The sequence below is a fragment of the Vibrio sonorensis genome (assembly GCF_001854765.1).
In the GTDB taxonomy this organism is placed as follows: domain Bacteria; phylum Pseudomonadota; class Gammaproteobacteria; order Enterobacterales; family Vibrionaceae; genus Vibrio; species Vibrio sonorensis.
Genome location: NZ_LJJE01000002.1, coordinates 81,440 through 95,341, shown reverse-complemented (window position 1 = coordinate 95,341; position 13,902 = coordinate 81,440). Strand labels below are relative to the sequence as shown.

The following is a 13,902-nucleotide window of genomic DNA, read 5'->3' as shown; positions in this document are numbered from 1 at the left end:
TTAATTTAGCGTATTTTCAGACGCTGGTACGGCGATAACTTTATCCCCGTCGCGGACAAAACCTTGCCCGGTGGTGATGATATCCACTCGCTCACCTAAACCCGTCAGCCAAACACCGTCTTGTTCCGCTTTAACAAGTTGAATCGGAACAAACTTAACCATTTCGTTGGTCAGTGTCTTAACGCCTAGATTTCCAGAATCGTCTAATGCCAACATCGCAGGGGTAATTTTTACGGCCAGCTGTGTTTGTAGATTCATCTCTACTTCAGCACTAATGCCAGCGGGAATTCGCTGCTCAGGATTGTCTATTTCAACTTCAATAGGGAATGTATTTGTGGTGGTTGACGATACGCGCGAGATGTATCGAAGCACACCGGAAACCGTTTCGCCATTGATAAAACGAACGTTCGCTTTTTGGTCTAGTGATAAACTTTGGATATGGCGTTCACTGACATCCGCTTCGATAACAATCTTTTTCAGGTCTAAGATGTTGGCAACGGGATCGCCGACTCCAACAAAGTCACCTTTCTCAATGTGAAGATGATCGACAATGCCGTCAAACGGAGCAACCACATTCGTGTTGCGAAGCGCTAGCTTGGCTTTGCTTACCGACGCCTTTGCTTCGACGAGAGAAGCTTGAGCATTGCTAAAGGCGACCTCACCTTGGAGACCTTTATTCTTCAAAGATTGTGCCGCTTTATACTCTTTTTCTCTTACTTTAAGCATGGCTTGAGCGCGCTCAAGCTGCATTTCTAGGTCACCTTTATCGATACGAGCAATCACTTGACCCTGCTTCACACTATCGCCCTTATTCACACTGAGCGCGATAATTTTTCCGGCAATTTCGGCCCCAAGCCTCGCTTTTCTATCTGGTGCAGTCCTACCGTACAAATCAATTTTTTTAAAAGTGGGTTGAGCATTAAAAGTTTCAAAAGCAACTTTTGCCAATGGCACTTCTTCAAGTGTCTTTTCAGACTCACTATTTTCTTCGGCACTGAGCATGCCCATACCAAGCCATAACGACAAAGCAATTATCAAAAAAAGTGAAATGAAGTAAGGGCGAACGGCAAAAAAGCCTAATAACGACGATCTGGACATAACATTCCCTTGATGTAATCAAACAAGCTTTCGCACTGTACAGACAGGCGAAAGCTTAAACGTTTACAACATCTGCTCCTTCCCAGCAGCCAGTTGGCTAGCACATGTTGGCAATATAAGTCTTGGTGTAAAAAGCCTTACACACTTTTAGACTCATGGGTCTAGATTAATAAATAAGCTCCCAGAAATAAACTGTTACGCGTGATTTTTTGTCTTTTTTCTCAATAAACATAAAAAAGGCGCACCTATAGGAGGCGCGCCTTATATAAATCTCATCAATGAATTTATTTAAACACTGAACGAAGCTCCACAACCACATGTCGTCGTTGCATTTGGGTTGTTAACAAAGAAACGCGAGCCCTCTAGCCCCTCGGTGTAATCGACTTCGCCACCAATTAAGTACTGCAAACTCATAGGGTCCACAACAAGAGTGACACCACATTTTTCAATGGTCATATCACCTTCATTAACACTTTCATCAAAGGTAAAGCCATATTGGAAACCACTACAACCACCACCCGTTATGTAGACTCTCAGCTTTAGCTCTGGATTTTCTTCCTCTTCAATCAGAAGCTTAACTCTGCTTGCTGCAGCTTCAGAAAAAGTTAAAGGAATAGTTGCTTCACTCACGACGACCTCTCTCACTTAGTGATTCACAGTACTTAAACTGCGATCTAATAGTTCTTGTCTGTTTTGGCGATTATCTAATACCTGACCGTAGCGTTCAAGTATTCACCTCAATCATCTCTATACCTTTTGCTTGTTTGTCAGAGCAAATAGAAATAACTCAAACACTTAACGTCAGCCTTATCTTAGATTGTTATGCGAAATAAATTGCTATTGGCGCATTAATACATTTTGTAAGCGCTTATTAAGTAGTGAAAAAACCTTTTCTGTACCGATTATGTGGGTTTAGGCATTTCTCCTGATGACGAGCAGAGGTACAATGCCCTCCAAATTGGTCCGAGCAAGCAAAAGAGGATACTTCAATGACCAAATCAGCGGAACTCTACGAAAAAGCGCAACAAACCATTCCAGGTGGTGTTAACTCCCCTGTTCGCGCTTTTAACGGTGTAGGTGGCTCACCACTTTTCATTGAACGCGCCGATGGCCCTTTAATCTTTGATGCCGATGGCAAAGCTTACATCGACTACGTAGGATCTTGGGGCCCAATGATTCTTGGTCACAACCACGCAGTGATCCGTGATGCGGTAGTCGATGCCGCTCGCCGTGGACTGAGTTTTGGCGCTCCTACCGAGATGGAAATTGCGATGGCAGAGTTGGTTACTGAACTAGTACCATCTATGGAACAAATTCGCATGGTGAGTTCGGGTACCGAAGCAACCATGAGTGCTATTCGCTTGGCTCGTGGTTTTACTGGTCGCGATAAGATCATTAAGTTTGAAGGTTGTTATCACGGCCACGCAGACAGTCTTTTGGTTAAAGCGGGGTCAGGTGCACTGACTTTAGGTCAACCTAGCTCTCCGGGCGTTCCTGCTGATTTTGCCAAGCACACGTTAACAGCAACGTTCAACAACCTTGACTCCGTTCGCGAACTATTCAAAGCGAACCAAGGAGAAATCGCCTGTATCATCGTTGAGCCTGTCGCAGGGAATATGAACTGTATTCCACCAGTAGAGGGTTTTCACGAAGGTCTGCGCGAAATTTGTGACCAAGAAGGCGCATTACTGATTTTTGACGAAGTGATGACAGGTTTTCGCGTTGCACTAGGTGGTGCGCAAGCCCATTACAATATCAAACCGGACTTAACCACACTAGGTAAAGTGATTGGTGGCGGCATGCCAGTAGGGGCTTTTGGTGGCCGCAAAGAAGTCATGCAATACGTTGCTCCAACAGGGCCAGTTTACCAAGCAGGTACCCTATCTGGTAACCCAGTAGCGATGGCAGCGGGTTATGCTTGTCTTACTCTGCTTCGCGAAGAGGGTAATGAAAAGCGCCTTGCTTCGAAAACGAAACAGCTTGCCGATGGATTCAAACAACTAGCCAAAGAACACGGTATTCCACTGCTAGTCAATCAAGTGGGCGGTATGTTTGGTTTCTTCTTTACCGATCAAGAAAGTGTCACTTGCTATGAAGATGTCGCAAAATGCGATATCGAACGCTTTAAGCGCTTCTTCCACTTAATGCTTCAGCACGGAGTCTATCTTGCTCCGTCCGCATTCGAAGCGAGCTTCACCTCTCTTGCTCACGGCAGCAAAGAAATTGAAGCGACCTTGGAAGCTGCAGATCGATGCTTCGCCATTTTGGCGCAAGAAGCATAACATTCCACAAGGGCTGCATCGCAGCCCTTTGTTTTACGCCCTCAACTTGTCGCATTTTCTGCGCTTAAAAGGCCTTTTCTCAGTTCTCGATTGATAACACTCTGTTTTCTAGCCATTATATAGCCAGTCACAAGTCTCACCGCAGACTCACTCTGATTAAGGAACGCATTGTGTCGCAGAAACTAAAGATCAACTCCAGCCACTGGGTTTTAATCATAGCCCTCTTGGCCGCAGGCTTTGCCTGCTTTTTATTAGTTCAGCCTTATATCAACTCTATTGTAATGGCCTTTATTATTTCGTTGTTGATGTTTCCCATTCACGAATGGCTCGAAAATAAACTGCCAAAACACAAGAATACGGTCGCTTTTCTCTCGTGTGTGATACTGACCTTTATCATCGTTATTCCACTGCTATTTGTGTTTGCCGCGATTGTGCAACAGGGTTCGCTGTTTTCTCAAAATGTCTATTACTGGGTTACCCATGGCGGTATTCAAACCATCTTTGAGCATCCAATCGTGTTGAAGGGCTTGGCCCTAGTGAATACCTACTTGCCATTTGATGAAATCAACCCGCAAGACATCGCGCAAAAAGTCGGAGAGTTTGCCACTACGTTTGGTACAAACTTAGTGGGTATCAGTGCCAAAATCTTAGGTGATGCCACAAACTTCTTGATGGACTTCTTCCTGATGTTATTCGTGCTCTTTTTCCTATTGAGAGATCACGACAAAATTATTACAGCTATTCGTCATATTCTGCCCCTGTCTCGCAGTCAGGAAGACAAGCTGCTCGATGAAGTAGAACAAGTATCAAAATCCGCGGTGATGGGTTCCTTCCTAACAGCGATTGCACAAGGCTTGGCTGGTGGTATTGGTATGTGGCTTGCGGGTTTCCCGGGTCTGTTCTGGGGAACATGATGGGTTTTGCTTCATTTATTCCAGTTGTCGGCACCGCACTGATATGGATTCCAGCGGCGGCTTACCTGTTTATTACTGGCGACACCACATGGGCTATTTTCCTTACGGTTTGGAGTGTCGCAGTAGTTGGCTCAATTGATAATCTGTTGCGCCCTTTACTAATGCAAGGAAAGGGCAATGCGGGAATGAACACCTTGATGATCTTTTTCTCGCTCCTTGGTGGTCTTCATTTGTTCGGGCTTATTGGTTTGATCTACGGTCCATTGGTATTTGCGATAACCATAGTCCTATTTAATATCTACGAAGAAGAGTTTCAAAACTTTCTCGATCAACAAGATAACAGCTAGTTAGCAAAGCCAAGTCAAAGTGAAAGGCTCAATAGACATTGTGCCGCTTCAACATAAGAGGGGATTATGAGAAAATCCCCTCTTCTTTTGTCCATATAGTCTGAATATGTCCGCTTATATTGCCCCGAGTCAAATCGCTCAGCGCCAGCTTGAATACTTTTCAGGTAAACACGTACTGGTTGCTGGTGAAGCTGAAGACACGTTTCCAGTTGAGTTAGCTAAGCACTGTGAATCTGTCAGTGTGTTTACCACCAATTACGGTTACTACCGTTCTATTAAGTCCAATAGCCAATTAACCTGTTATTTTGGTGAGCAACTAACGGAACAAACCAACGCCGACATGTTGTTACTCTACTGGCCAAAAGCTAAGGCAGAGGCGCAATACCTATTGGCTATGCTAATGGACAAGCTCGGTGTAAATACCGAGATCGTGGTGGTTGGCGAGAATCGTTCTGGCGTTAAAAGCATCGAGAAAATGTTTGCTCCCTACGGGCGTATTACTAAGTTCGATTCAGCTAGGCGCTGTTCTTTCTATTGGGGACAGTGCAGCGAGCAACCCGATCCCTTTCAGATTTCTTCTTGGTTCAAACAGTATCAAGTCAACTATCGCGATCAGACCCTCACTATTCAAAGTCTTCCCGGCGTGTTCAGCATGGCGAATTTGATCTGGGAAGCAAACTGCTTCTCGACACCCTTCCCCCTTTACGTGGCAAGGTATTAGATTTCGGATGTGGCGCCGGAGTCTTGGGCGCAGTTATGGCGAAACTGAATCCAGAAATTGAGCTGAACTTATGTGACATAAGCGCGCTGGCGGTCGCGTCGACCAAAGCTACCCTCGCCGCAAATAATCTTGACGGAACCGTGTTTGCCAGTGACGTCTATTCAGATACTTCGGATGATTATCAGTTCATCATCAGCAACCCGCCATTTCACGCTGGTTTAGACACCAGCTACTCTGCGACTGAAACGCTTTTGGAGCAAGCGCCAAGACACCTCACTGCTACCGGTGAACTCATTATCGTAGCCAACAGTTTTCTCAAATACCCACCCATCATCGAATGCGCTTTTGGCCAGAGCAATACATTAAGCAAGACCAACAAGTTCGCCATATACCACGCTAAAAAATAGACTTTTAAGCCCAGTAAGTACTCGCTTACTGGGCAATAGTACTAATCTACTAGATTTTTTTGAGTCCACTCACACGCTTTGCTTTAGACTTGCTTGTCAAAGTGAAAAAACTCCGTAAATTGGCATACTAGGACAGTTGCAGATTCAATCGGCCACAGTACCCTGAATAACAGGGTCAGAGAGCCTGCATTCATACGGATAACCTAACCTAAGTATGTTCAATTTTCACCGAAAGCAGCGCTTTAAGCGACTGCAAAATACACTGATGCTCGCGTTCCTTGCGCTGAGTATTACTCCGCTTACCGTTATTGCGTTGTTTTTCCTGCAATCGCACAGCAAAGACTTGCAAGAACAAAGTACCTCTTACCTCATTTCTGTTCGAGATAGTCGCCAACAGCAAATCGTGGATTACTTTACGGCAAAAGAGTCTGAAGTAATGGGCTTTGTACGTTCTGAACTTGCCTATGCAAGTGGTGGACGTTTTTATGGGCTAGTCAATGCTTTTCAGCACTTGGGCTTGTCGATGGACGAAGCGAGAGAGTACGCTCAGAAGCGATATGTAGAAGGTTCTGGAGACCAGATAAAAACCTCCGTTTTACCAGAATCCAAAGCTTATATAGGGATCGAGCGCTATCGACTGCTTCACAAACGCTACCATCGCGGTTATATGGAGCTACTCAAGCGATCAGATTTTGATGACATTTTGCTCATTGATCGATTCGGCAATGTCGCCTATTCCATATTTAAGCACGATAACTTCGGCACTAACTTGCTGACAGGCAAACACAAGGACTCCAACCTCGGGCAAACATTTCAAAAGCTTCAAACGTTAGTCACTGAAAAACGGAAAAACAACGAAGAATTTACCCCGGTTGTTATATCAGATTTTGATACGTCAAAAGGTAGACCTGTCGCTTGGTTGGGCGCACCTATCATCCAACAAGGCTATTTACACAGCTACGCCCTCTTCCGTTTGCCAATCAACGGTATTACAAAGTTAATCGCTGATACGGGCAAGTCTTCAATGAAGACATTGCTTGTCGGTGACGATTACACCAGTAGAACGCTAGCATTCGAGCAAGAAGAGATCGACAAGAGTAAAGAGGTCATCGACAAAGCTCTTGGTGGGTCAATGGCGTTTGGCAACTACACCAATTCAGTCGGTGACAAAATAATCGCCGCCTATAGTCCCATCAAGTACAACAACATCAATTGGGCATTAGTGGTTGAAGTCCCAGAAAAAGAGGCCTTTGCGCGGGTTCACCAATTGGAAACCCTATTTGTATTTGCCATGCTGATCGCCATTGTGCTGGTTGTGATAGCCTCTCATTACCTCTCCAACTTTATCACCTCTCCTCTACTTCGGTTGACATGGGCAGCGGAGAAAGTCTCAGCGGGAGATATGGACGCTTCTATTACCAATACAGAGCGACGTGACGAAATTGGCCGTTTGGCTATTAGCTTTGAGCGGATGCAGCGCTCTATACGCGACAAAATTAAAACCATCCGCCAGCAAAACGAAGAGCTGGAAAACAATCTTAAACTTATCCAGAAGCAAAACGATGAACTTCAATTAGCCAACAAGCTAAAGGATGAATTCTTAGCGACAACATCTCATGAGCTGCGCACCCCGTTACACGGCATGGTCGGTATTGCGGAAGCCTTGATCTCTGGTGCCAATGGGCCAATCACTTCCGATCACAAGTACCAATTAGATATCATTATTAGTAGTGGCCAGCGCCTTGCGACTCTGGTGGACGACCTACTCGACTACCACAAGATGCGCTACGGCAATCTAGATATTCAAACCAGTGCCGTCGACTTGTCTAGTGCTACGCGATTGGTTCTGGAGCTCTCGTCGCACCTACTAGGCAACAAACCCATCCGCATCATTAATCAGGTGCCGGCAGATGCCTTGTGGGTCAGTGCCGACCCTCAACGACTAGAGCAAGTTATGTATAACCTAGTCGGCAATGCCATTAAGTATACGAGCGAAGGAAAAATTGTCATTTCGGCTAATGTGGTCGATAACAACATCCGTGTTCAAGTCGTCGATACTGGTCAAGGGATACCAGCAGATCAACTGGAACACATTTTTGAACCGTTGACGCAAGCGGGCAATGATGCCAGTCGATACCGCCAAGGGGCGGGACTTGGGTTGTCCATTAGCCGACAACTGGTTGAACTTATGCACGGAACCCTCTACGTAAGCAGTCAACCGATGGTGGGCACCACCTTTAGCTTTACCTTACCACTGGCGAGCGATGAGCAAATTAGGGAAGCAGGCTTACATGAAAGCAGTCACTTCTCTGCCCCAGAAGGCACAGAAATCCAGCTAGAAGAAGCGAATAGCCTACCAGAAAACCCCGAAGGACCACTCCTTCTAGTGGTTGATGACGAACCCGTTAACCTACGTGTTCTCGATAGTTTCTTGAGACTGGAAGGTTATCGCGTACGCACCGCCAAAGATGGCTATGAAGCTTTAGACATGGTCAAGACGGAAAAGCCGCAGCTTCTTTTACTCGACATCATGATGCCGGGACTAAGCGGCTATCAAGTCTGCGAGCAGCTTCGCGAAAGCTATGACCACGCGCAACTGCCCATCATTATGCTGACGGCACTCAATCAGTCTGACGACAGAATAAGAGGGTTTGAAGCGGGCGCCAATGACTACCTGTCTAAGCCATTTAACAAGCACGAGCTCGCTGCTCGAATTACTGCGCACCTAACAGCAAGTAAAGCAGAGCAACGAAGGTTGGAGAACCAACAGCTGCAGATTGAGCTTAAACAGCGCGCGGTGGTGGAAGCCAGCTTGCTAGAAACACAAGGTCGCCTGTTAGAACAATTAGAATCAGCGCCAGAAGCGATTATTTGTGTCCGAGATGACTATCGAGTCCGCTTTGCTAACGACGCAGCTGCCAAACTGTTTAGACGTAGCACCGAGCAGCTCAAGCGATCCAGTAGTGACGAGTTAATTGCTCCTAAATTCCTAAACGTCGAACAAGAGCATTACTGCGGAAACGTCGATATCTACGTCGAAGATGTTCGCCAACACATCTCCGCTGATATTCTTCGATTGCCAGAAGGTTCAGGGCTGCAGTACATGTTTATTTTTAACGTAGGCGGCGGTGTCAATGCCGTGCGTATCAACAACCTTGAAACCGCTATCGAAGCCCTATCAAGCTATGCGTTTGAAGGCGATAAAGACAAATTGCAACAGTTAAAAGAGCTCGGAGGTGAGTTTACTCGACTTGCCGATAAAGTCGCCGGAGACAATCGCTCCAAACAGGATGTCATGAGAGAGGTGCTTGTTGATGCAATGACCAGCGCGATAGACTACTGGGAAAGCGTAACTGGCCAGACAAAATTTGCTTTTGCCGAGCAAAGTGGCCTGTGGCGCGTCTATTTAGACAGAAGTACTTTGCAAACGCGAACCTTAGATAAATACCTAAGAGTTGAAACCCTACCCAAAACACCTCGCTGGCGTACTGTTCTGAGTTCATTAGAGTACATCTTAGAGCACTGCCAAGAGCAAAGTCCACAGCGCACACACATTGAGAGTTTGCGAGACAAACTTCAGCACTTGCTCACCAGTTAAGAGCATTTACCCACGAAATAGCTCGCTTTAGCGGGCTATTTTTTTGCCTGTTCACCACTGATTCTCTCCGTAAATAAATCCCCAGTAAAACAGTTGTTATTCGAAAAAAAATAACTCTATAAATCCGTTTTTTCTCGCCTTATAAACGTAAGCATTTCACTTACAAATGAACTTTTTAGCTCCATTTTTACCAAAAAAAATCCATATTGCGAACCCAATCACAACAGAACGGCAGATTTATTTTTTGCAGATAAATTAACGAGAAAACCACCAGGTGATAGAGATCTCAATTCAAAACCCAAACATCACACACCCAATAAAACAAGAAAGCAGAGATTAGTAAGTACTTACATTAAATTATTATCAAATCACCTTTTGCGACTCATATCAAATTAACGTAACTGTCCACTTTTTGCTCAAAATGACGTTTTTTAACGTTATTGACGTCGTTTTATTGGTTTTTAACGTTTTTAACGGGAAAGGGAATTGCTTAAAAGCGCGTAAGGGTGTTTTCTTACCCATGCCTAAGGCCTACAGGCCACTCAAGTTTTCGAAATCCTCCGGTTTGGAAAACACAAAAATTGAGGTAGGCCTTAGTGAGTGTTAATCAATTGATGACATTCATCCATTAGTGAAATGAAAGCAAATAGTAAGGAACAGCTATGCTTGCCAATATTAAAAAAACAGTTCTAGCAACAGCAATTATTGCTACAGCAACTACGGGTTTCGCGTCAGTAGCGACCGCCGCAGAACGTAGTGAGCTAACAGTACACCCTAGGGAGTTTACGACTCTTGTTCGTAACTTTAACCCTTACCTAGGTGCTACTTACATGCACACAACTATTGACTTCCTATATGAGCCACTAGTTGTATTTAACGAAATGCACGGTAACACGCCTGTATTCCGTATCGCAGAAAACTTCACCATGGCAGACGACCTTAAGAGTGTTGTATTTGACATTCGTAAAGGTGTTACATGGTCTGATGGCGAAGCTTACACTGCAGACGACGTTGTGTTCTCTTTCAACCTAGTTAAAGAGAAACCAGAGCTTGACCAAAACGGTATCAACAACTGGGTTACTAGCGTAGAGAAACTAAACGATTACCAAGTTAAATTTAACCTAGTATCGGCTAACTCTAACGCGCCTTACCAAATCGTACAGGTTCCTGTAGTTCCTGAGCACGTTTGGAAGAACATCGAAGATCCAACAACTTACACTAACGAAAATCCTGTAGGTTCTGGTCCTTTCACTGTAATCGATACATTTACTCCACAACTATACGTTCAGTGTCGTAACCCTCACTACTGGGATAACGACAACCTAGACGTTGACTGTCTACGCGTTCCTCAAATCGCGAACAACGACCAGTTCCTAAGTAAAGTAATCAGCGGTGAAATGGATTGGACTTCTTCGTTCATCCCAGATATCGACCGTACTTACGCAGCGGCTAGCCCAACGCACAAATACTGGTACGCTCCAGCAGGTACTGCTTCGTTCGTAATGAACTTCAAGCACTCTGATCCTGTTAAAGCAGAAGCACTAACAAACGTTGACTTCCGTCGTGCATTCTCTATGGCGCTTGACCGTCAAACTATCATCGATATCGCATTCTACGGCGGCGGTGTAGTGAACGACTTCGGTTCAGGTCTAGGTTACGCATTTGAAGCTTGGTCTGATGAAGCAACTCACGACAAATACAAAGGCTTTAACACTTACGATGTAGAAGGTTCTAAAGCACTTCTAGCGAAAGCTGGCTTTAAAGATGTTGATGGCGACGGTTTCGTTGACACTCCATCAGGCAAGTCTTTCGAACTACTAATTCAGTCTCCAAACGGTTGGACTGACTTCAACAACACCGTTCAGCTAGCTGTTGAGCAACTAGGTGAAGTTGGCATTAAAGCACGTGCGCGTACTCCAGATTTCTCTGTGTACAACCAAGCGATGCTAGAAGCTAACTACGACGTTGCTTACACTAACTACTTCCACGGTGCGGATCCATACACTTACTGGAACAGCGCTTACAACTCTGCGCTTCAATCTGGTGAAGGTATGCCTCGTTTCGCAATGCACTTCTTCAAGAACGAAGAGCTAGACAAACTTCTTAACAGCTTCTACAAAACCGCTGACAAAGAAGAGCAGCTAGAAATCGCTCACGGTATCCAGAAGATCATTGCATCTAACCAAGTAACTGTTCCTGTAATGTCTGGTGCTGATATGTACCAATACAATACGAAACGCTTCACTGGTTGGTGGAACGAAGAAAATCCAAAAGGCCGTCCAAACATTTGGTCTGGCTACCCAGAGCGTCTACTTCACGTACTGGACCTAAAACCAGTTAAATAAGTAGTAGTTCTACCTTTGTGGCGCACATCCCGTGCGCCACTGTTAAACCCCCAATCAGTATCTTTGACACTGTGGCGCTAGTCGTCAGGGGATTGTACGTTTCAAATTTGATGTTTTCGCGAGTAGCGACCTGAAACCAGAAACAGGGAAAATCTGGGTGAGTAAGGTGTGAGTTATGGGTTATTTCTTAAGACGTTTGTCGTTCTATTTAGTCGCTTTGTTAGTGGCTGCGACATTAAACTTTATTATACCACGGGCAATGCCAGGTGATCCGGTCACCATGATGTTTGCCAACGTGACAGTCCAGGTAACACCTGAGCGTATCGCCGCAATGAAGCAGCTTCTAGGCTTCGTCGATGGTCCACTTTACGTTCAGTACTTTACCTACATGAAGAATATTCTAACTTGGGAGCTTGGAACCTCTATTCAGTTCTTCCCGCTTCCAGTGACTAAAGTACTAGGTAGTGCATTTGGTTGGTCTCTGTTCCTTGCTGGTACAGCGGTTATCCTATCGTTCGCTCTAGGCTCTATTCTAGGTATCTTCGCTGCTTGGAGACGCGGTAGTAAATACGACGCGTTCGTTACTCCTGGTATGCTGATTGTTCAAGCAGTACCTCAGGTAGTAATTGCCATGATCGCCATGTACACCTTTGCTATCGGCCTTAAGTGGTTCCCAAGTGGCTACGCTTATACACCAGGTACCGTGCCAGATTGGACCAGCTGGGAGTTTATCAAAGACGTATCTTACCACGCTGTCCTACCCCTATTCTGTGCCTCGATTGTTCAGATTGGTGGCTTCCTAGTTAACATGCGTAACAACATGATTAACCTTCTAGCTGAAGACTATATCACTATGGCGAAAGGCAAAGGCCTTAGTGAAAACCGAGTAGTATTCAACTACGCAGCACGTAACGCTCTACTTCCAAGTGTCACTGCCCTGTCTATGGCTCTTGGTATGGCAATCGGTGGTCAGCTAATTATCGAAATCATCTTTAACTACCCAGGTCTTGGTCAGGTTCTATTTAACGCAATCACTGCGCGTGACTACCAAGTTCTACAAGGTCAACTTTTGATTATGACCCTATTTATGCTGTTCTTTAACCTACTGGCTGACATGCTGTATGTAGTACTGGATCCTCGCCTACGCAAGGGAGGTAAATAATCATGAAAGGTTTTATTAAGCTCGTAATCGGTAACCGAATTGCTCTTATTGGTAGCATCATTATCGCCGCATTCATCTTTATGGCTCTTGCTGCACCAATGTTGTCTAAGCACGCTCCAGACAAGCGTACTGGTAACCCACATGAATACCCGTCTTATGTTGTTAAAGCAGCAAAAGCGAACCCAGATGGTTGGATTGCTAAAAACCTAGCCGACGACCGCCGTACTCTGATTATGTCTAAAAAGGCCGATCACGTAATGGGTACGACACGTATGGGCCGTGATGTTTGGTCTCAATTTACACACGGTGCACGCGTATCTCTATCCGTAGGCTTCGGTGCAGGTATCACTGTATGTTTCCTAGCAACGGTTATTGGTATCTCTGCGGGTTACTTTGGTGGTCGTGTAGATGACATCCTAACCGCAGCAATGAACATCATGCTTGTTATCCCACAGTTCCCGCTACTATTCGTACTCGCGGCATTTATCGGGGAGGCAGGTCCAGTAACCATTGCACTGATAATCGGCTTTACCGCCTGGGCGTGGGGAGCGCGGGTTATCCGCTCTCAAACTATGGCCCTACGCGAAAAAGAGTTTGTGAAAGCGGCTGAAGTATTGGGCGAATCTTCATGGAGAATCATCTTCGTTGAAATTCTACCTAACCTTATCCCAATAGTCGGTGCGAGCTTCATCGGTTCGGTAATGTACGCGGTAATGATGGAATCCACTATCTCGTTCCTAGGTCTAGGCGACCCGAACACCATCAGCTGGGGCATCATGCTTTACAACGTGAACACGTCTTCATCAATGCTAATTGGCGCTTGGTGGGAACTACTGGCTCCTTGTATCGCACTCGTTCTTCTTGTAACAGGTCTTTCTCTACTGAACTTTGCAGTAGATGAAATTGCCAACCCACAGCTGCGTTCTCACAAGGGAATGAAGCGCTGGAAGAAACTTGCTGAGCAAGACAAGAAAGAACGTACACCAGATCAAGCACCACAAAATGCACTTTGGAGCGGAGACAAGTAA

The 13,902-nt window shown here is 45.4% G+C and carries 7 protein-coding genes and 2 pseudogenes; 7 read left to right on the top strand and 2 right to left on the bottom strand.

Annotated elements, in window-relative coordinates:
- Positions 1-1,098, bottom strand: coding sequence for an efflux RND transporter periplasmic adaptor subunit (locus BLO31_RS00495; RefSeq protein WP_070962332.1), 1,098 nt, complete (start codon positions 1,096-1,098; stop codon positions 1-3).
- A 288-nt stretch (positions 1,099-1,386) separates the two neighbouring features.
- On the bottom strand, positions 1,387-1,728 hold the full coding sequence (gene erpA, locus BLO31_RS00490) for an iron-sulfur cluster insertion protein ErpA (protein ID WP_070962330.1): 342 nt from the start codon (positions 1,726-1,728) through the stop codon (positions 1,387-1,389).
- A gap of 359 nt (positions 1,729-2,087) precedes the next feature.
- On the opposite strand from erpA, the gene hemL reads away from it, so the two are divergent.
- The 7 genes and pseudogenes from hemL (at position 2,088) to BLO31_RS00455 (ending at position 13,902) form a co-directional block, all read left to right on the top strand.
- Positions 2,088-3,380, top strand: coding sequence for a glutamate-1-semialdehyde 2,1-aminomutase (gene hemL / locus BLO31_RS00485; RefSeq protein WP_070962328.1), 1,293 nt, complete (start codon positions 2,088-2,090; stop codon positions 3,378-3,380).
- A gap of 170 nt (positions 3,381-3,550) precedes the next feature.
- Positions 3,551-4,641: pseudogene (locus BLO31_RS00480) on the top strand (AI-2E family transporter).
- A 106-nt stretch (positions 4,642-4,747) separates the two neighbouring features.
- A pseudogene (gene rsmC / locus BLO31_RS00475) lies at positions 4,748-5,769 on the top strand (16S rRNA (guanine(1207)-N(2))-methyltransferase RsmC).
- A gap of 214 nt (positions 5,770-5,983) precedes the next feature.
- A complete protein-coding gene (locus tag BLO31_RS00470) occupies positions 5,984-9,367 on the top strand; it encodes a response regulator (RefSeq protein WP_070962327.1) in 3,384 nt (1,127 codons plus the stop codon).
- Positions 9,368-10,029: 662 nt separating this feature from the next.
- Positions 10,030-11,712 (top strand): ABC transporter substrate-binding protein, encoded by a 1,683-nt coding sequence (locus tag BLO31_RS00465; RefSeq protein WP_070962326.1) that lies wholly within the window; start codon positions 10,030-10,032, stop codon positions 11,710-11,712.
- 175 nt (positions 11,713-11,887) lie between these two features.
- Positions 11,888-12,874 (top strand): ABC transporter permease, encoded by a 987-nt coding sequence (locus BLO31_RS00460; protein WP_070962325.1) that lies wholly within the window; start codon positions 11,888-11,890, stop codon positions 12,872-12,874.
- A 2-nt stretch (positions 12,875-12,876) separates the two neighbouring features.
- Complete coding sequence (locus tag BLO31_RS00455; RefSeq protein ID WP_070962324.1) at positions 12,877-13,902, top strand: ABC transporter permease; 1,026 nt, start codon at positions 12,877-12,879, stop codon at positions 13,900-13,902.